This window comes from Phaeobacter sp. 11ANDIMAR09 (genome assembly GCF_001294455.1).
In the GTDB taxonomy this organism is placed as follows: domain Bacteria; phylum Pseudomonadota; class Alphaproteobacteria; order Rhodobacterales; family Rhodobacteraceae; genus Pseudophaeobacter.
In genome coordinates this window covers 1-18,318 of sequence record NZ_LIKT01000042.1, presented here as the reverse complement: position 1 = coordinate 18,318, position 18,318 = coordinate 1, and the positions used below count along the sequence as shown (strand labels likewise).

Sequence of the window (18,318 nt, the reverse complement as noted above, 5' to 3'; positions counted from 1 at the left end):
TAAAATCAACATCTTAGAAGACTAAAAAGTCAGTAGGCCTGACCATATTTCAAGGCCAACCACACTCCAAAACCTAACAACGACAACGAGTCACCCCGACTCGACCATAGCCGCGCCCAGGCAAGAGCCGAGTCACCCGGCGCAGCGACGCCAGATGACAGGGGTAAACCCTCCACCTAAGCCAGAATGCGTACAGGCACGCCATTGAAGGCAGCATTGCCGCTGATCGGATCCACGCGGCTGTCATCTGTCAAATCATTGATAGAAGCGGTCTCGACCCGAGTCGCGGCTGAGAGGCGGCCCTGGCGCTGGCCCCAGCCCTGCGGGATCGAGACAACACCGGGCGCCATCTCCTCGGTGATCTCAACTGGCAAGGCGACGGAGCCCAAGGCGCTTTCGACCGCAACCTCGGCGGCCTCGGCCAGGCCCAGGCGGGTGGCATCCTCGGGATTGATCTGCACAGTGCAGCGATTGCGGCCCTTGACCAGGCGGGCACTGTTCTGGGTCCAGCTGTTGTGGCTGCGGGTCTGACGGCGGCCAATCATCAGCAAGGGAAATTCAGCACTAGCTGGCGGCTGGAAGGCCAACAATCGTGGCAGGTCGGCAAGGAAGACTGCGGGGGCCAGTTGCAACCGCGCGTCCGGTGTTTCCAGTCGATCGGCCAGGTTGGGCACCAGGGGGCCGAGGTCGAGGGAACCCTTGGGGGCTGCCAACAGCGCCTCTACCGAGACCCTGTCACCGTGATAACCCTGCGGCAGTAACGCGCCGAGGATCTTTGTGGGGGAAGGGCCGATGTCATTGGCGCCCGTAAGCTTGGCCGTCAAGCGGGAGATCAGCTCCCATTCCTGTGGATTGCCATTGGGCGGGGCAAAGATCGGCGGAGCAAAGGCGGCGGTGTTATGCACCGCGAAGCTATGGAAAACCATGTCATAGACTTCTTCCTCCAGTGCCACGCTGGCAGGCAGGATCAGATCCGCATGGCGGGTGGTGTCATTGATATGCAGGTCAATGGAGACCATGAAGTCCAACTTTTCCAGCGCGCGCTCGATGCGGCGACCATTGGGCGCCGTCAACACCGGATTGCCGGCCACTGTGAGCATCGCCCTAATCTGGCCCTCGCCCGGCGTTTCCATTTCCTCGGCCATGACCGAGACCGGAAACTCGCCATTATAGAGCGGCTGGCCGGAGACCCGCGAGCGCTTTTCAGGGTAGCTGCGTGTCTTGCCCTTGCGGCTGGTCATGCCGACATAGTCCAGAGCCGGGGTGGTGAACATGGCGCCGCCAGGGCTGTCAAAATTGCCGGTGATGATATTCAGCGCATTATTGGCCCATTGGCACAGGGAGCCAAAGCTCTGGGTTGAAGCCCCCATGCGCGCATAGGATACGGCCGACTTGGCAGTGGCGAAGTCGCGGGCCAGAGTGCGAATGGTCTCGACTTCGATCCCGGTCATCTCGGCGGCTTTTTCGGCGGTAAAGGGCTGCACCGCCGCTTTGAGAGTATCGAGACCCTCGGTGATCGCCGAGAGTGCGGCCAGATCCTCCAGCCCCTGGGCGAAGACCTCATGGATCAGGGCCAGCAACAGGAAGGCATCACTTTCGGGTTGAATGAACAGATGCTCCCCGGCGCGGGTAGCGGTTTCGGTGCGGCGCGGGTCAATCACAACCACACGACCTCCCCGAGCTTTGATCTCGTCCATGCGCTTGCCAAAGCCTGGCGCCGTCATCATCGATCCGTTCGAAACAATCGGATTACCGCCTAGGATCAACATCAGATCTGTACGCGCCACATCCGGCACCGGGATCAGCATCGGATGGCCCAACATATGGATCGAGGCCACGTGATGCGGGATTTGATCCGCCGTTGCGGAAGAATAGCGGTTGCTGGTCCCCAGCGCCTTGATCAACCCCGGCAAGGTCAGGAGGTTTCCAAACTTATGCGCATTGGGATTGCCAAGATAGACGCCGACACCGTCCTTGCCATGGATTGCCTGCACGGCGCTCAGACCTTCGATGGCATAGTCATAGGCCTCGTCCCAGCTGATTGGCACAAATTCCCCATCAACCTTTTTCAACGGCGTGGTCACCCGGTCGGGATCCGTGCGGAAGTCCTGCAGCGCCACGGCCTTGGGGCAGATATGACCGCGCGACAGCGGATCCTTGGGGTTGGGCTTGATCGAATGCACCTGAGTTTCGTCATAGGTGACAATGAGCCCGCACATCGCCTCGCAGATATTGCAGGTTCGAAACTGGGTTTTCAGGTCGCTCATGGCTGCCTCCGGCTGGTTCGCTGATATCCGTCAAGGCTTAGAGCCTAGACGAGCGATCCCGCATTTTGCAGCGTTTTATCCCAGCGTCACCGCGCCTCGACCAAACGTAACTTTGCTCTTTCAGAGCTGAGCGGCTGTCTATGTGACCTAGTCAGCCCTGCGCCTTTGCACAGGGTCACTCCGGGCAAGGCCAGCCCGGAGGCGGAGCTGCGCCCCCCTTCGCTTCGGCCCCTATCGGTCCAAGGGGTCACAGTATCTTGGGGCCTTTGACGCTATTTCTTTGGCTTGTCGCGGGCGGCCTTTTCTTCTTTGGTCATCTTGTTGTTCCAGACGTTATTGCTCAACCCCAGCTCGCTTGGCATCGGCTTGGTCTTGCCAACGTTGACTTTACCGCCCTTGTTCAGGAACTCCTGAATTAGCGCGTCATCGGTGGTTTCTTTGGGAACATGTTTCATGCGGTCAGGTCTTTCCTTTATCCCTTAGGCGGGCAACAAAAGCGATGCAGATCCGGTAGTGACAAGCTGTGCCACCTGTCCCCTCAACCCTATCCGATTCCCCCGCGCATCACCAGCATTCCTGCTGCGGCCCAATTGCGCCCCAAAGGGCCCAGCTGAGGTCTAGTCTTCAAAAGGGTGGGGCCCGTCATAGGAGGAGGCAAACAGCATCTGCGAGGTGAAATCAGCCCCTTCAACCGGATCCAGACTGTGCAGCACCATAGCCCCAGGCTCCAGCGTCAGACTGTTGGGAGCCCTCTGCCGAAGGTCCAGCGTCACCGCATGCGCACTGCCTGGCGCAATGATCAGCGGATGCCCGGCAAAGCTGGTGGTCAACATCCGGTGTACATGGCCGCAGGCGATGCGGCAGCGCCCTTGATAGACCTGTAGCAACTGCCTTAGCCGGGTGGCATCCCGCAGGTTCTGCGCATCCATCGGCGCAATTCCCGTTTTCACCGGGGGATGATGGAACATCAAAAGTACCGGAAATCCCGCCAGCGCCCCCAGCTGCGCTTCCAGCCAATCCAGGCTTTCCAGCGTTAGCGCGCCATAGGGCTGACCCGACACCAAAGTGTCCAGCCCGATCACGGAAACCTCTGCTAGATCCAAGCGCCAGTTCACCGGTCCCTGCGACGAAATCCAATCTTGATCCGAAAAGGCATTGCGTAGCGCCCCCCGTGCATCGTGATTGCCCGGAACCACTCGGTAAGGCAGCCGCAAGCCCGACATGATCTCGCAGAAATGTTCATATTCTTCTGCGGTGCCATGGTCGGTCAGATCCCCGCTGACAACCGCGAGATCAATCGGACCAAGGCTGGGCAACAGGTCGTTCACCTGCTGAACCAGAACACGCAGGGCCGTTGCAGTGTCCACCACGCCACAGGTAAGCGCCCCCGGGGCAACAATATGAGTGTCTGAAATTTGCAGGATTCTGCTCATCTTGCGCTCGCTTGTGATTGAGGCAGCATCATGATGCCCTGTTTAGGAATGGAAAGCCGCACCATCGCACCCGGCTGTGGCGCCACAGCCGCCTGGTGGCTGCAATAGAGCGGCTGCTGGCCGAGATCCCCCAGGCCAATCCGATAGTGCGTGCCCAGAAAGGTCACTGAATCCACTCGCGCCGTCAGCGGGCCATCCGCACAAATCTGAATGTCTTCGGCCCGCACATAGGGCAGCAGCCCGGGTGCAGCTGCAGGCAGGGGCAATCGCCCCGCCGCCATACAGAGCATCTCACCATCCCGGCTCCCTTCCAGCGCCATGGCGTCGCCGACAAACTCCGCCACAAAGCGCGAGGCCGGCTGGCGATACAGAACCTCTGGTGCGCCGATCTGTTCGATGCGCCCCGCCTGCATCACCGCAACGCGGTCTGCGATGGCCAGCGCCTCGGTCTGGTCATGAGTGACAAAGATCGCGGTGATATTGAAGCGGCGCAGCAGCTCGGCCAGCTCATCGCGCAACGCTTCGCGCAAAGAGGCATCCAGAGCCGACAGAGGCTCATCCAGCAATAAGACCCGAGGCCGGGGCGCAATAGCCCGGGCCAGCGCCACCCGCTGCCGCTGCCCCCCGGACAGAGCACTAACCGCGCGCGCCGCATAGGGCTCGAGGCGGCAAAGCGCCAGCACCTCTTCGACGCGCGCATCAATTTCAGGGCGGGGCAGCTTCTGCATCCTGAGACCATAGCCGACATTGGCCCGCAGACTCATGTTTGGAAATAACGCATAGGACTGAAACACCATGCCCACCTGGCGCCGTTCAACCGGTAGATCGGTCACGTCACTGTCGTCAAACCGGATCTGGCCGCCGCTGTCCGGGCACTCCAGCCCAGCAATCATCCGCAACAACGTGGTCTTGCCACAGCCCGACGGCCCCAGCAGCGACAGGATTTCGCCTTCTGCTACGCTGAGGTCGGTTGGGCATACCGCCCGAGTGCCATCTGCAAAGGTCTTGCCGATATTGGTGAGTGTCAGGGTCATTTGTTGGGTCTCATCTCGTCAATCTGCGGGCCCGGTCCGAGGCCCATTGCATGGCCATCAGCAAAGGCACGATGATCACAAAGAAAATCAAAGTATAGGCCGAGGCAATTTCTAGCCGCATTGAGGCATAGGCATCCGCCAGCCCCACTGGCAATGTTTTCAGATAGGGGGTGTGCAGCATCCATGTGAGGTTGAACTCCCCAATCGACAGGGTCACCACGGTGAGCGCCCCGGCCAGAATGCCCGGCAGCGCGCCCGGCAGGGCAATATCGCGAAACCGTTGCCAGGGGCCGGCCCCCAGACTGGCGGCGCTTTCTTCCAGCGTGGTCAGATCCATCCCCGCCCAAACCGCCTGCACCGAACGCACCATGAAAGGCAGGGTATACAGAACATGGCCCGTCAAGATGAACAGCCAGGAGGTCCGAAATCCAAGATGGCTGCCATAGAGCTGTATGAGCGCCAGGGCCAGCGCAAGCCCAGGGATCGACAGCGGCAGCGAAACAAACTCTTCCAACCACCGAGCCATACGCCCCGGGTTGCGTGCCAGCCAATAGGCTGCCGGGACGCCAATCAGCAAGGTCACCACCAGACAGCAGAGCGCAATCCAGAGTGACAGGAAAATACTGCCGGCATAGAGCTCCCAGACCTCAAATATCCAGCGTAGGGTCAGACCAGAGCTGAGCCCCCGAAAATAGTTGGCAGTGATCCCCGCCAGGATCGACAGTATCGCGGGCACGATCAGAAAGGCGGCAGCCAGGAGGGCAACCCCTAGGGGCAGGTATCGCGTCAGTCGCATGGCTCACCCCCCTGCCGCGACGGTGCCGCCGCTATAGCTGCGCGCCAGCAGCAGCAAAAACCAGGTCACCAGCCCCAAGACAATCGACAGCGCCGAGGCCATGGCGATATTCGCCGCCAGGGTAAACTCGGTATAGATCACCATCGGCAGCACATCGATATTGGTGGCCAGGGTAAAGGCCGTGCCAAAGGCGCCCATGGCGGTGGCAAAGGCAATAGCCCCGGCGGCGATCAGCGAGGGCGCGAGCCCCGGCAGGATCACATCGCCCAGCACCCGCAAAGGACCCGCCCCTAGTGTTCGCGCGGCTTCCTCCAACGCAGGATCCAGCTTTTCGGCGGCGGCCATGACCGTCAGCAACACACGTGGAATAGAGAAATAGAGATAGCCCAGAAAAAGCCCCAGCGAGGAATAGGCAAAAACCACATGGCCCGGCATCAGCTGGTTCACCAGCCCCTGTCGCCCGCCCAGAAGGATAATCAAAAAGCCAATGACCACGCCAGGAAAGGCCAGAGGCAGCGTCAGGATCGAAATCAGCATGCCCCGCCCCGGAAAACGCGTGCGACTGAGATAGAGCCCTGCCGTGGTGGAGATCAACAAGGCCGCCACGGTGACCAAAAGCGAGATCACCACAGTCTGGCCCAGCGTGGCCAGATAGCGCGGCGTGGCGAGGATTTTCAGGTAAATCCCCCATCCCTCTTCGGAGCTGGCGGCACCCAGCGTCAACTGCACCAGTGGCAGCGCCAGAAACGCAAGGCTGAACACCGCCAAAGGCAGCAGACAGAGCGTTAAAAACTGTTGGTTGCTCATCACAGATCTTTGCACTTGTGAAGGTTGGGAAAGAGGCATCACGGGCCCCCTGGGATCGTTCCGCAAGGGTCCCGTGACGGGTTTGGTCAAACCTTGGACGGGTGAACTTATTTCACTTCGCTCAAGTAGCGTTCACCAAAGCCGGCCTGGGCTTTTTCCATATCGGCGTAGTTCACCGCTGCGGCCCGGGCATATTCACTGGCGGGCAGGAATTTGCCGGCAATCTCGGCAGGCAGCTCGATCGGGCGGGCCGGGTTCAGATAGGCATTGGTCCAGATCGCCTGACCTTCATCCGACAGGATGTAATCCAGAACCCGCTTACCCAGCTCGGGGTTGGGGCTGTTTTTGACCAGGCCCATAACATAGGGCACCCGCACGGAACCTTCGCAGGGCAGAACAAATTCAAAATTGCCCTCTTCCTCATATTTGCCGCGATAGGCATTGAAATCATAGTCAAACAGAATTGGGATTTCGCCAGAAACCACACGGGCAAAGGAGGTCTGCTTGGGTACGATCGGGTTGTTTTTGCCCAAATCGTTGAAGTATTTGATGGCCGGGTCAAAATTGGTCAGATCACCGCCAAAGGCCATATTGGCCGCAACCGCGCCTGCATAGCCCACAAAGGCCGACGAGGGGTCAAGATAGCCCACCATGCCGTTGTATTCCGGCTTGGTCAGATCGGCAAAGCACTGCGGAACCGGCGCGCCGCCCAGGGCATCAACATTCACAAAGAAGCCCAATGTGCCGTAGTGCACGGCAAACCATTTGCCTTCGGGGTCTTTCAGACCCTCGGGAATGTCCTCAAACCCTGCGGGTTTATAGGCCTCCACGATATCCTCATTGCCAGCCTTGATGCCGGTGGTCACTCCGTAATAGGCCACATCCGCCACTGGGGCAGCGCGCTCGGCCAGCAGCTGGCTAATGGTCTGGCCCGAGTTTTTGTTGTCATGGGGCATCTGGATATCCAGCTTGTCATCGATGGCAGTCAGCATCGAGGCCCAGTCAGCCCATTGTGGCGGGCAGTTGTAGCAGATGGCATCCTCGGCAGAGGCGGGGGCAGCCAGACTGGTGACAGCCGTTGTAAGCAAGGCGGCAGCGATATAGTGTTTCATGATCATTGCTCCTGTGAAGCGTTTAAGGCGGTTTTCGAGTGATGAAGCGGCAGCAGCGGAGTTGCAGCTCTGCTGTTGCTGCGCATATCCGACCGAACAGGGCCGAGGCTCTCTCCCGGTCGGAATTCAAATCCGAGCCCCCCGATGGGCGGCACGGAATTTTCTGCACCAAGGTGCTGTTGATTTTCCAGGGCTGCGAGCAAGTGTCGGCCAGCCTGGCGGCCCATGGCGGCTGGGTCGGTGACGATGGTGGCAAGCGACGGCACCATCAATTGACCAACTTCGATCCCGTCAAATCCAATCACCGACAGATCCTGCGGGATTTTCCAACCCAAAGCGCGCGCAGCCCGGATTAGGGCAATGGCCAGATAGTCATTCGACGCATAGATACCGCTGAGCTGCGCCCGTTGGCGTAACATCTGGCTAAGCTGCTTCCCGAGATCCGGCTGATCCTGATCTACCTCCAGCAGCAGTGGCTCTGCCATCCCTCGGGTACGGCAGGCCTTTTTGTAGCCCTCAAAGCGCTGGCGCGAGCGGTCCGAGCGATGAAAGCGCAACGCCAAAAAGCCGGTCCTGTGATGGCCTTCGTCATCAAAGGCCTGGGCGACACGCGCAGAGGCAGAGGCGTTATTGACAAAATAAGAGGCTGCACCCTGGGCCGGCGCATTGAACATTAGGCAATGTGGCAGGGGGCGATCCCGTAGCGCCATCAGCCCTGCACTTGTCGCGGCATCGCTGACGGTCAAGGCCAGAGCATCCACGTTTTTCTGGATCAGCATGCGGATGATCTCGGCCTCCTGCGCCGGGTCATAATCCGAACACATCAGAATTAGATGATAGCCCGCCGCCAAGACCTCGGCCTGCAGAGCCTGCACCGCATCGGCAAAGACCGGGTTGATCAACGAAGGCACCAGGCAGCCAATTGTGCGGGTTCGCTGGCTCTGCAAGGCACGGGCGGTTTCGTTGAACTCAAACCCCAGGCTTTGGGCCGCTTCGAGCACACGCTGTCGCGAAGCCGCGCTGACCGGCCCCTTGCCGTTGAGCACCCGGCTCACGGTGGCAATGCCACAGCCGGCCTGTCTGGCGACATCTTTGAGAGTGGCCGTGCTTTTCATCGGCTTGGGGTCATCCGGACTGGAAACGTTTCCACTTTGATAGGAGTGCCGCGTAACAGCTTTGCAACGGCGTCATGAAGTTTTTCCCACGCACAAAAAAGCCCCGCTTCAAGAACTGAAGCGGGGCAAATCATTTGACCTTGGTGGCGACGATCAATCGTTGCGGCGCACGCGGGCCGCAGTCTTGTCGGCAAAGGCGGCCAGTCGTGCGCGCGCATCCGGCTGGGTGTTCACCACGCCAGCCACCACGGCCTCGGCATAGGCGGCATCCATGGCCGACATATTCTGCATATGACTGACAGCCGAGCAGATGGCAAAGTTCGACAGAGGCAGGTTTTCAGCCGTCCGGCGCGCCAGTTCCAAGGCTTTGTCAAAGCTGGAGCCTTCGACAATGTATTGCGCCAGGCCCAGATCGCAGGCCTCCTGGCCCTGATAGACGCGACCGGTCAGCATCATGTCGATCATGCGGGATTTACCCACCAGATCAGTCACGCGGATAGTGGCGCCACCGCCGGTGAACAGCCCACGTTGACCTTCGGGCAGAGCAAAATAGGTGCTCTGATCCATCACCCGAATATGGGCCGAGCTGGCCAGTTCAAGCCCGCCACCAACAACGGCGCCCTGCAGGGCGGCAATCACCGGCACCCCACCGTATTCCATCTTGTTAAAGGCCTCGTGCCAGCGCAGACAGACGTGCATGAAGTCAGCTGGGCTGCGGTCTTCGTCGTGGTGTTCGATCAGGTCAAGGCCCGCACAGAAGTGGTCGCCGGAGCCCGCCAGAACCACCGCTTTGACGCCGGCGCGGGGCGCGGTGGAGAAGAAATCAACCAGCTCTTCGATGGTGTCGATATCCAGCGCGTTCCGCTTGGTCGGGCGGTTCAATGTCACCACCCAGACCCCATCATCATGGGCCTGGAGGTCGAGGTTCTTGAAACGGGAAATGTCGATTTCGACGGTCATGATACAGTCCTTTTTAGCAATAGAGGTGCAGGCGGCCAAAACGGCAGCACTGCCCTGGTATGAGAAAGATGGCTGGGCGAGATTACAGCAGGGCTTCTGACAAGCTCTCGGCGCCGGACACGCAGCGGCTGCGCTGCACCTCAACCTCACAGAGAACGTGATCAGCATAGAAGCGGGCCGATGCGATTTTGGCCGCCATGAAGGCGGGATCCTCGCCGCGTTCCAGCGCCGCCTCGGCCGCCAGCAACCCCCGCGCCATCTGCCAGCCAGAGACCAGATTTCCGGCCAGCATCAGATAGGGCACACCTGCGCCAAAGGCCGCTGGCATGTCGCTCTTGTTCAGGCTCAGGAGATGCGAAACCACCTCTTCGAAGGCCTGACGCGCAGCGGTGAGACCTGGCGCAACCGCCTGGGCAGCGGCAGAGCCTGCGGCCAGCTCTGTTTCGGTTTCGGAAATCAGTGCCGCCAGGGCGCGAGCCGTAGCACCGCCATCGCGCAGGGTCTTGCGCCCGACCAGATCATTGGCCTGAATTGCTGTGGTGCCCTCATAGATCGGCAGAATACGGGCATCGCGGTAGTGCTGTGCGGCGCCGGTTTCCTCGATAAAGCCCATGCCACCGTGCACCTGCACCCCCAGCGAGGCGACTTCGACACCGTTTTCCGTGCTGAAGCCCTTAACCAGCGGCGTCAGGAATTCCGACAGAGCCTTGGCCTCAACCTGGGCTTCGGTCGTCGGGGCGTTGCGGGCCATATCCTGACAACCGGCAGCAAACATGGCCATGCCACGCGCGCCTTCTGTCAGCACCCGCATCCGCATCAACATGCGGCGCACATCGGGATGGTGGACAATGGTGACAGCCTCGCGGGTCGAGCCATCCACCGGCGCGCTTTGCACCCGCTCCTTGGCAAAGGCAAGCGCTTGCTGATAGGCGCGCTCTCCCACAGCGATCCCCTGCAGGCCCACCGCATAGCGAGCCGAGTTCATCATCTCGAACATATAGGTAAGACCCGCGTTTTCATCGCCAATCAAAAACCCTGTGGCCTCTTCAAACTGCAACACGGCGGTGGGGCTGGCCTTGATCCCAAGCTTGTGCTCGACACTTGGGCAAATCACGCTGTTGCGCGACCCCACAGAGCCATCCGCATTGACCATGTATTTCGGCACCAGAAACAGACTGATGCCTTTGACGCCAGCGGGGGCGTCTGGGGTACGGGCCAAAACCAAGTGCACGGTGTTTTCCGACATGTCGTGCTCACCATAGGTGATGAAGATCTTGGTGCCGCTGATCTTATAGGTGCCATCCGCTTGAGCCTCGGCGCGGCTGCGCACCAGGGCCAGATCGCTGCCCGCCTGGGGCTCGGTCAGGTTCATGGTGCCGGTCCATTTGCCGCTGACCAGATTTTCCAAATAGATCGCTTTGGTTTCTTCCGATCCTGCGGTCAATAGTGCCTCGATGGCCCCGTCGGTCAGCAGCGGGCACAGGGCAAAGCTGAGGTTCGCGGCGTTCAAAACTTCGGTGGCAGCTGCGCCAACCGCACGCGGTAGATCCTGGCCGCCAAAGTCGCCGGGATGCGGCAAGCTCTGCCAGCCCATCTCGACAAATTTGGCGTAGGCCTCGGCAAAACCATCTGCCAGCACTACTTTGCCATCCACTACATGCGAGCCCGCCTCATCGCCAGAGGCGTTCAGCGGCGCGATTTCTTCGGAGCAAAAACGGCCCAGCTCTTCGAGAACGGCAGCAGCATCGGACAGCTCCAACCCGTCGTATTTGTCCAACCCCGAGACTTCGGACCAGCGGGAGAGGTGCTCAATGTTGAAAAGCATGTCTTGTACAGGTGCATCAAAACTCACGGGCTGTCCCCTCCAATGGGCTACTCTCAGGTCTATGGCCGAATACGGCTTGCTTATTATGCCAGATAAAGAGGTCAAAATGCTGGAACAATCTCCGACATGGACGAAAAGATTGCATAAAGTGACAAACCAGCGCAAAAGACCCCATGTTGTCAGATCAAAACACCGTCATTCTACCCACCGTATCGAGGGCCTTTCTCGAAGATTGGCTGCAGCTGGTGCGCCAACAATGCCCCGCGCAGCAATTGTCCGGGTTTCTTGACCAGATTGGCCTGGTTGAGGCTGCACAGCCTGGCGGGCGCGTGACCCATGATCAGATCGTGCGGTTCTATCAGCTGATTGCAGCAGAAACCGGCGATGAGATGATGGGCCTGTGGAGCCGCCCCATCCGATCTGGCACGCTCAAGCACCTCTGCGCTTCCATGCGCGGCGCCTCCTCTCTCTCGGCGGCACTATATCGCTTCACCTCTTTCTGGAACCTGCTACTCGACGACTACGAATTGCTTTTGGAAGCGGAAGCTGGCCAGATGTGCATCCTGCTGGAGCCGCGCGGCACAGATCAGCCGCAGCGGTTTGGTCATATGCTGATGCTAAAGCTGGCCCATGGCGTTGCCTCCTGGCTGACGGGGCGCGAGCTGCCCCTAGCCGAGGTTGGCTTTGCCTTTGAACGGCCCGTTTTTTCGCAGGACTATCCGGTCTTGTTCCCCGCTCCCATCCTGTTTGGTGAAACACGGTCTCGGATTGTCTTTCGCAAGGATCTGGGAGATTTGGCCGTTTCGCGCAGCGAGCTAGACATGCAGGAGTTTCTGCTGCGCGCGCCACGCGACTGGATCTTTACCAGCTTTCGCGAACATGCGCTGTCCCTGCATCTGCGCGAGATGCTGCTGCAGGCAGATCGTCTGGACTATCACCTGCGGGACGCAGCCAGGGAGCTGAACCTGACCCCCCGCACCCTGATTCGGCGTTTGGATAGCGAAGGCACGTCCTTTCAGTCGATCAAAGACGGGCTGCGTAGGGACATCGCGATACGGGATCTATCGCGAGGGCTTAAAAGCATCGAAGAAATCTCGCAGGATCTTGGCTTTGCCTCGGCTGCAAATTTTCACCGGGCTTTCCGACGTTGGACCGATGCCACCCCGGGTTCCTATCGAGGCCGGATTTCAAATAGCAAATAGCCATCCTATTCTACATAGTCACTTGGACTGCATCCACAGGCTTCAAACTTCTCGTCTTTGTTTCTTTTCATTCTCTGAAGAGTATTACAGACGGACCAAAGCCAATCCTTTGCAACTCCAATCCACAAAGCGGCTACCGAAAGGCAGCCTAATACATGACGGTGTTTTAAGGTCAACTCATGCTGAATGGGGGAGATCGTATGATCTCCCCTATTCCTATTCGGCACCTCTGGACCTCTCTTACTGAGGCAGCGGGCGGAAGGTCCGGTAAACTCGCTTCCCTACTCGAAACAAGCCCGGAGAGGATTTTCTCATGTTGCTGGCAATTTTCTTGATGATTTTTTCCTCAAAGGGATTGCCATAGATATGCCTCCCCTTTGCTGGCTTTGGAGCGGGTTCTTGGGTGATCGACCACTTTGCTGCGGTATCTGGCCATTCACCCCGCAAAGCGCTGCGGGTAAATTCAATTTTGCCTTTGGACATATAGCTGAACAACGATGCGGTTTCATCCAATTCAAAAAACGCCTCATCACCCGGCAAAAACAACGCTGGAATCTCAGCTAAAAAGTCACGCTTCAAGTCTTCGGGAAGCTTACTCCATGCAAAATACACCAGGTGCAGTTTATAGGGGACGTAGTACTTCTGAAATTCGTCGTAGCGGCCGAACTCGCAATAGATTTCATTCATGATGCGGACCGCATCTACCATGCCGAACACACGCGGGTTCACCGACTGGGTCATCGAATTGTCATTGATTCGGAATTTGTAGAACGGCTTGTTAAAGACAAAGATATTGTCGGTCGACAGCAGCGTGCGAAGGTTTTGTGGATTATCGTCAAAATTGGCGCAATCAAGATCAAAATAGAGATCTTTTTCCCGAAAGAAATCAGCCTTGAACAGTTTCGCCCATGGGAAGGGATATTGCGAGAACAGCCGCTTGTGCTTTTCCTCCATCTGGAACAACTCATCCTGAGGCAAATAGGGCTTGAATGCCTGGTGCCTCGGGCTGCCAATTTTTTGGGTATTGTACATCTCGTCGAAGAAGAAATAGAGCACATCCGCGCCTGTTTTCTCCATCACCGGCATCAGTTCTTCGTAAGCGGTTGGGACAAAGAGGTCATCGCAATCAAAGAAATGGATATAGGTCCCACGGGCATTGTTCACCCCTAGATTTCGGGCGGAGCGTTGGTTTGGTTCTTCCTGGTACAGTGGCTTAACCCGAGAATCGATGCTGGCAAAATAATCCAGGATTTTTTGAGATCCATCGGTTGATCCGTTGTTCACGCAGAGCAATTCAAAATCGCCATAGGTCTGTGACAGCAAAGATCCGATGCAATCCACCAAGTAATCTTCACCATTGAACACCGGCATGATGATCGAGATTGCTGGCGCATCCCCGGTCACTTCTTCTGGTTTACGGTAGGCTTGAAGGGCCTTTTGTTCAGTCGCGAGATAAGCCGGAGCCGCTTGCTCCAAGAGAGCTGCTACATCAGCCATGACCTGTGTCTGCGGACGACCAGCCTCTTTGCCGCTGACAGCGTAGAGGTAATACTTCAAAAGACGCGCGACGTGGTCTTCAAATGCGGCTTTCTGTGCGTTGGTTAGGCCTGTCTCAAGTGCTGCCAGAACTTCGTCTTTCAGCGCCTCCCTGCTGCTGAGCTCATACAGGGCGCCAGAGCCATTCAACTGGTTCCGCCCCAGCATCAGAACCGGGATATCCCGCAGCAGGGCCTCATAGTTGCCCTGCGACACCTTTGCCAAAGCCAAGTCTGCCATCATGAGGCAGTCATCAAGGTTAACGTCCTGCAAAACAGTTATGTTCTTGTAATCTTCTGAGAGATCCAGGCCACGCGTAATGGTGATTGGGTGCGGCTTATAAATCACATGAACGTTTGGCTCATCCTCGAATGCCTCAGAAAGGCTACGCACGACATCATCGTTGTCTTCAAAGAAGGGAGAGTGGAACTTTTTCGCCGTCTCATCATAGGGCACATTTCCTGAGCAAGCGCAGTTGCTCCCGATGTAAACAACGATCTTCTTTCCAGAATCTTTCAGGCTCTGCAGTTGACGTTCGGTACGAGGTGACAGCTCTACTCTGATATTGCGCGACGGTAATTCTTCCCGAACTCTCGCCAAATAGCCCTGCCCATACTTGATATCATCATTGTCAAGCGCAAGTTCCTTAAACTCCGCACTCCGTTGAGCAACCCAACTCTGACCCATGTGCCCCAATGCATCAATTGCCAAAGTTTCCGGCAAAACACCAAGCTCCAAGGTAACAAAGGGAATACCTCTCTCCTTACAAAGAACCTTGAGGATACGCGGAGAAAGAGAAAAGGCTGCCCACCCGAAAACAACATCAGGTTTGTAAAAGGCCAAGGCTTTAGACAAGTAGATATAGGCGGCATTTGCCACCGCGCGCGCATTTCGATCGGAACACTTGTATTCTTTTGTCAGGGCCACGATCGCACCCTTGATCGCTTCTTCCGGTACGTCTGAGCGTTTGTAGCCAAAAACCCTACCAAACTCTTTATCTTTGACGGTTTGTGTAACTCTCGCCAGAGCATCCGGCAAGTCTTCGGCAGAAATATCGCTATGATCACGCCTTGATACATTTCCATCAATCACAGCTAGATTGAATGTTTCATCGTGCAAAACCTCAGGGATCATCTTTTTGACTGACTGATGGCTTCCAGTGTCCAACCAAGAAAACAAAAGCGCACGCTTTTTATCATTATTCTCAGTCACTCCCTGCCAGCGTTTTCGCGCGAGGGCTTTAGTTCGCGCATTGTTTTCCGAGTACAAGTGGCTGATCGCGTCAAAGGGATCATAGTCGGTATTGCGGCGAATTTCGTCAAACCTCTCATCATTTTCTTCCATAAAGAAATAGATGCCATCGTCGGCTTTGTAAGAAGCCGCGATCGAGTGGAAAGGCTTCCAGGCACCGCCGGCAAAATGCACGATGTATGGTTTTTCGTCGGTCTTCTTGTGATAGAATTCCTGCGGGCTTCGTTCTTCGACCAGGGTTTCGCCGCCATTGCATAGATGCAAAAGGTCGCCTTCTTCGAACAAACGGAACAGCTGCGGTTCTTTGGCGCGAATGACACGAACCAAATCCTGATCGTGCCAGCGGCAATCACGGAACAGTTCGATATTGCAACTGGAGAAAAGGTCGGAAACACCTTGGAATACCTGGCGCATCAACTTGGGTGTCGAGATGACAAAGCCAATGTTAATTTCGTGCTCACCAAAATCCATCCCATCCACATCATGAAGACGTGTGTAGTGAAAATTCTTGATCCAGAGATTCGTGCCAGGAAGGTTTTTATTTTCCTCCTGCCAATACCAAAGAACCTCAGGATCAACATGGGCTGTTTTTTCAAACAACGCATTTACATCGCGCTGGAAGTACAGGTCATTGTCACACAGGGCGATCGCGTCATAGTTTTCGCCGAATTTGTTCACCCAGTCGCAGATGATCAGCTTACTCATCCGCTTGTTGCGATATAGCAGGAAGGCATCATCTTCATTCAGTTGCCTCCTTATGAACTCTGGCTGTGACCGCGCAATTTCACGGCGGTATTTCCAATCTTGAAAGCTGCCAAGTGGGTTGATCAGATACTTGATTCCACGGCTATCGAGGAATCTCTTGCAACGCTCGCTCAAATGTGTCGAGATCACCCATAGATCGCCTTGAAAGTTACCTCTTTCAGGATCGAAGAGCGACTCAATCATCAGGTTTGCTTGGGCCACATGCATAGTGTTAGCAGTGAAAACGATGGCGTTCTTTTTCATGGAAAACCTTACTACCGGAAGACCGGCATCATTTTGTTCGTTAGCTAGATCAACCGAACAGCGGTAAAACCTAAATTGGCATTCAAAGGGTAGTGCTACAGTGGCGAAGCGTAGAAGGCTGGCGCGCCCTCACCTGAATCTATGGATTTTTCGAACCCACGCGCAGCATCCAATGCTTCGCGGATTGTCACATCCATATCCAAATATCGATAGGTTCCCAAGCGTCCGACAAAGGTGACTCCGCCGGTCTCTTCGGCAAGCTTCACATAGTCCGCGAGCAAAGCTTTTTCCTCGACTTGGCGGATGGGATAATAGGGAATGTCCTCTGGCTCTGCCGCGCGGGAGAACTCGCGATAGCAAACAGAACCATCATGGCTTTCCCAGGGCGCAAAGTGCTTGTGTTCTGTGATGCGCGTATAGGGTACGTCCTCTTCTCCATAGTTCATGACAGCGCAGCCTTGGTAGTCACCGTCATGCCGGAAGCGTTCAAAGTCCAGAGTCCGGTAGCCAAGACGCCCCAAAGAATAGCCGAAGTAGCCATCCAACGGTCCGGAATAGAAAACATGATCAAACCCTCCCCCCATCTCGCGCGTGAATTCAGTGTCTAGTTTCACGGTGATTCCCGGATGGTCAAGGATGCGCGCGATCATTGCGGTATACCCGTTCTCAGGCATCCCCTGATACTTATGGAAAAAGTAGTTGTCGTCGTAGTTAAAACGTACTGGCAATCGCTTCAGAATAGAGGCCGGCAGCCTGGATGGAGACATACCCCATTGCTTGATGGTGTAGCCCTTAAAGAATGCCTCATATAGATCCTTTCCGACAAAGCGCATAGCTTGTTCTTCGAAGGTTTGAGGATCCTTGATCGAGGTGTCCGCTTGGTCGTTTACGATAAAGTCCCGCGCTTCCCCAGGACGAAAGGTCTGTCCAAAGAACTGGTTGATGGTGTGCAGGTTTACCGGAAGCGAGAAAACCTGCCGCTTGCCGTTACCGTCCAAGCTGGTGGTCTTAACACGATTTTTATAGGGCAAGAACGTTTCGAACTGATTCACGTAGTCCCAAACTTCGCGGTCATCTGTGTGGAAGATATGCGGCCCATAGATATGCACCATGACGCCGGTTTCTTCATCACGTTCTGTATGACAATTCCCCCCAACATGGGGGCGATTGTCGACAACGGTGACCTGATGCCCCGCTTCCGCCAAATAACGCCCGATTACAGCACCAGACAAGCCGGCCCCAACCATCAAGAAGTTTCCAGTCGCCATGATTGCGGTCCCTCGTACCTTAGATTTTTTGCCAGCTTAAACGAAACGCTGCCGTTCTTGGCAAGAGGAAAAGCCACTCCTATTGCACATGCCTTGATTTCACGCAGTCATCTACGTTTGTTGTGAAAAAGAAGGAAAAGAGGCACTTACTTCGCGCCGCTTCTCTAGAAGATAAAGTGGTCTGCGAGCAGATCATCCATCCACACATTTTTCAGGAGGAGACTATTGCCAGCGCCGTCATCGATCATTGCTCCGGTAGCAGTATTGCTCAAATGGTTGTCACGAAGGTCAAAGAAATCGGAAATAGCGGAAAGAATGCTCAAATCAATTTGATCAACATCCGCAGTCGAAAAGTCATTTATGGTGTCATTCCCAAAACTGTTCCGCAGAACAAAGACATCTGCCCCAGCACCGCCGATGAGGTGGTCGTCTCCAGCGCCACCATCCAGCACATCGTCACCGTTCAGCCCATAGAGATAGTTTCTGCCGGCATCGCCAATAAGTCTATCACTATATGCAGACCCAGCCAGCTGCTCGATACTTGTATAGATATCGCCAGCCGCCTCGCCAGTGTTAATGGCACGATCTTCCAATGAGGCCGTTATCCCTGTACTTGCGTGCCAATATGCAGCTTGGTCATACGAACCGGCACCTCCGATTAAGTGATCGCGGCCTTCACCACCAAGCAATCTGTCACTGCCACT

13 protein-coding genes and 1 pseudogene are annotated in these 18,318 nt (G+C 56.5%); 1 reads left to right on the top strand and 13 read right to left on the bottom strand.

Going from position 1 to position 18,318, the window contains the following annotated elements; genetic code table 11:
* Positions 1-176: 176 nt before the first annotated feature.
* From AN476_RS20970 to AN476_RS20925, 10 genes are all read right to left on the bottom strand, one after another.
* Positions 177-2,267 (bottom strand): molybdopterin oxidoreductase family protein, encoded by a 2,091-nt coding sequence (locus AN476_RS20970; protein ID WP_054463723.1) that lies wholly within the window; start codon positions 2,265-2,267, stop codon positions 177-179.
* A gap of 272 nt (positions 2,268-2,539) precedes the next feature.
* Positions 2,540-2,722, bottom strand: coding sequence for a hypothetical protein (locus tag AN476_RS20965; RefSeq protein ID WP_054463722.1), 183 nt, complete (start codon positions 2,720-2,722; stop codon positions 2,540-2,542).
* A 162-nt stretch (positions 2,723-2,884) separates the two neighbouring features.
* The gene (locus tag AN476_RS20960) at positions 2,885-3,700 is read right to left on the bottom strand and encodes a phosphodiesterase (protein ID WP_054463721.1); all 816 of its coding nucleotides are present in this window, start codon (positions 3,698-3,700) and stop codon (positions 2,885-2,887) included.
* Positions 3,697-4,734 carry an ABC transporter ATP-binding protein gene (locus tag AN476_RS20955; RefSeq protein ID WP_054463720.1) on the bottom strand — a complete coding sequence of 346 codons (1,038 nt, stop codon included), beginning with the start codon at positions 4,732-4,734 and terminating at the stop codon, positions 3,697-3,699. The genes AN476_RS20960 and AN476_RS20955 overlap by 4 nt, the downstream gene beginning before the upstream one ends.
* A gap of 10 nt (positions 4,735-4,744) precedes the next feature.
* On the bottom strand, positions 4,745-5,530 hold the full coding sequence (locus tag AN476_RS20950; RefSeq protein WP_054463719.1) for an ABC transporter permease: 786 nt from the start codon (positions 5,528-5,530) through the stop codon (positions 4,745-4,747).
* Positions 5,531-5,533: 3 nt separating this feature from the next.
* A complete protein-coding gene (locus AN476_RS20945) occupies positions 5,534-6,337 on the bottom strand; it encodes an ABC transporter permease (RefSeq protein ID WP_054463718.1) in 804 nt (267 codons plus the stop codon).
* A gap of 107 nt (positions 6,338-6,444) precedes the next feature.
* Positions 6,445-7,449: an ABC transporter substrate-binding protein gene (locus AN476_RS20940; RefSeq protein ID WP_054463717.1), complete on the bottom strand. Its 1,005-nt coding sequence runs from the start codon at positions 7,447-7,449 to the stop codon at positions 6,445-6,447.
* A 2-nt stretch (positions 7,450-7,451) separates the two neighbouring features.
* Positions 7,452-8,564: a LacI family DNA-binding transcriptional regulator gene (locus AN476_RS20935; protein ID WP_054463716.1), complete on the bottom strand. Its 1,113-nt coding sequence runs from the start codon at positions 8,562-8,564 to the stop codon at positions 7,452-7,454.
* 153 nt (positions 8,565-8,717) lie between these two features.
* The gene (gene dmdD / locus AN476_RS20930; protein WP_054463715.1) at positions 8,718-9,524 is read right to left on the bottom strand and encodes a methylthioacryloyl-CoA hydratase; all 807 of its coding nucleotides are present in this window, start codon (positions 9,522-9,524) and stop codon (positions 8,718-8,720) included.
* Between the two features lie 82 nt (positions 9,525-9,606).
* Entirely contained in the window at positions 9,607-11,376 is a 1,770-nt protein-coding gene (locus tag AN476_RS20925; protein ID WP_054463714.1) for an acyl-CoA dehydrogenase, read from the bottom strand.
* Positions 11,377-11,522: 146 nt separating this feature from the next.
* Between AN476_RS20925 and AN476_RS20920 the strand changes: the two genes are divergently transcribed.
* A complete protein-coding gene (locus AN476_RS20920; RefSeq protein ID WP_054463713.1) occupies positions 11,523-12,551 on the top strand; it encodes an AraC family transcriptional regulator in 1,029 nt (342 codons plus the stop codon).
* A 240-nt stretch (positions 12,552-12,791) separates the two neighbouring features.
* Here the strand turns inward: AN476_RS20920 and AN476_RS20915 are convergent, their stop codons facing one another.
* From AN476_RS20915 to AN476_RS20905, 3 genes and pseudogenes are all read right to left on the bottom strand, one after another.
* On the bottom strand, positions 12,792-16,346 hold the full coding sequence (locus AN476_RS20915; protein WP_083464445.1) for a glycosyltransferase: 3,555 nt from the start codon (positions 16,344-16,346) through the stop codon (positions 12,792-12,794).
* 95 nt (positions 16,347-16,441) lie between these two features.
* Positions 16,442-17,614, bottom strand: coding sequence for a UDP-galactopyranose mutase (gene glf / locus AN476_RS20910; protein WP_054463711.1), 1,173 nt, complete (start codon positions 17,612-17,614; stop codon positions 16,442-16,444).
* A gap of 164 nt (positions 17,615-17,778) precedes the next feature.
* Positions 17,779-18,318, bottom strand: a pseudogene (locus tag AN476_RS20905) (calcium-binding protein); the annotation flags it as partial.

Coding starts and splice junctions, on each gene's coding strand:
- AN476_RS20970 (WP_054463723.1), bottom strand. CDS start 2,267: ATGAGCGACCTGAAAACCCAGTTTCGAACCTGCAATATCTGCGAGGCG.
- AN476_RS20965 (WP_054463722.1), bottom strand. CDS start 2,722: ATGAAACATGTTCCCAAAGAAACCACCGATGACGCGCTAATTCAGGAG.
- AN476_RS20960 (WP_054463721.1), bottom strand. CDS start 3,700: ATGAGCAGAATCCTGCAAATTTCAGACACTCATATTGTTGCCCCGGGG.
- AN476_RS20955 (WP_054463720.1), bottom strand. CDS start 4,734: ATGACCCTGACACTCACCAATATCGGCAAGACCTTTGCAGATGGCACT.
- AN476_RS20950 (WP_054463719.1), bottom strand. CDS start 5,530: ATGCGACTGACGCGATACCTGCCCCTAGGGGTTGCCCTCCTGGCTGCC.
- AN476_RS20945 (WP_054463718.1), bottom strand. CDS start 6,337: ATGAGCAACCAACAGTTTTTAACGCTCTGTCTGCTGCCTTTGGCGGTG.
- AN476_RS20940 (WP_054463717.1), bottom strand. CDS start 7,449: ATGAAACACTATATCGCTGCCGCCTTGCTTACAACGGCTGTCACCAGT.
- AN476_RS20935 (WP_054463716.1), bottom strand. CDS start 8,564: ATGAAAAGCACGGCCACTCTCAAAGATGTCGCCAGACAGGCCGGCTGT.
- dmdD (WP_054463715.1), bottom strand. CDS start 9,524: ATGACCGTCGAAATCGACATTTCCCGTTTCAAGAACCTCGACCTCCAG.
- AN476_RS20920 (WP_054463713.1), top strand. CDS start 11,523: ATGTTGTCAGATCAAAACACCGTCATTCTACCCACCGTATCGAGGGCC.
- AN476_RS20915 (WP_083464445.1), bottom strand. CDS start 16,346: ATGAAAAAGAACGCCATCGTTTTCACTGCTAACACTATGCATGTGGCC.
- glf (WP_054463711.1), bottom strand. CDS start 17,614: ATGGCGACTGGAAACTTCTTGATGGTTGGGGCCGGCTTGTCTGGTGCT.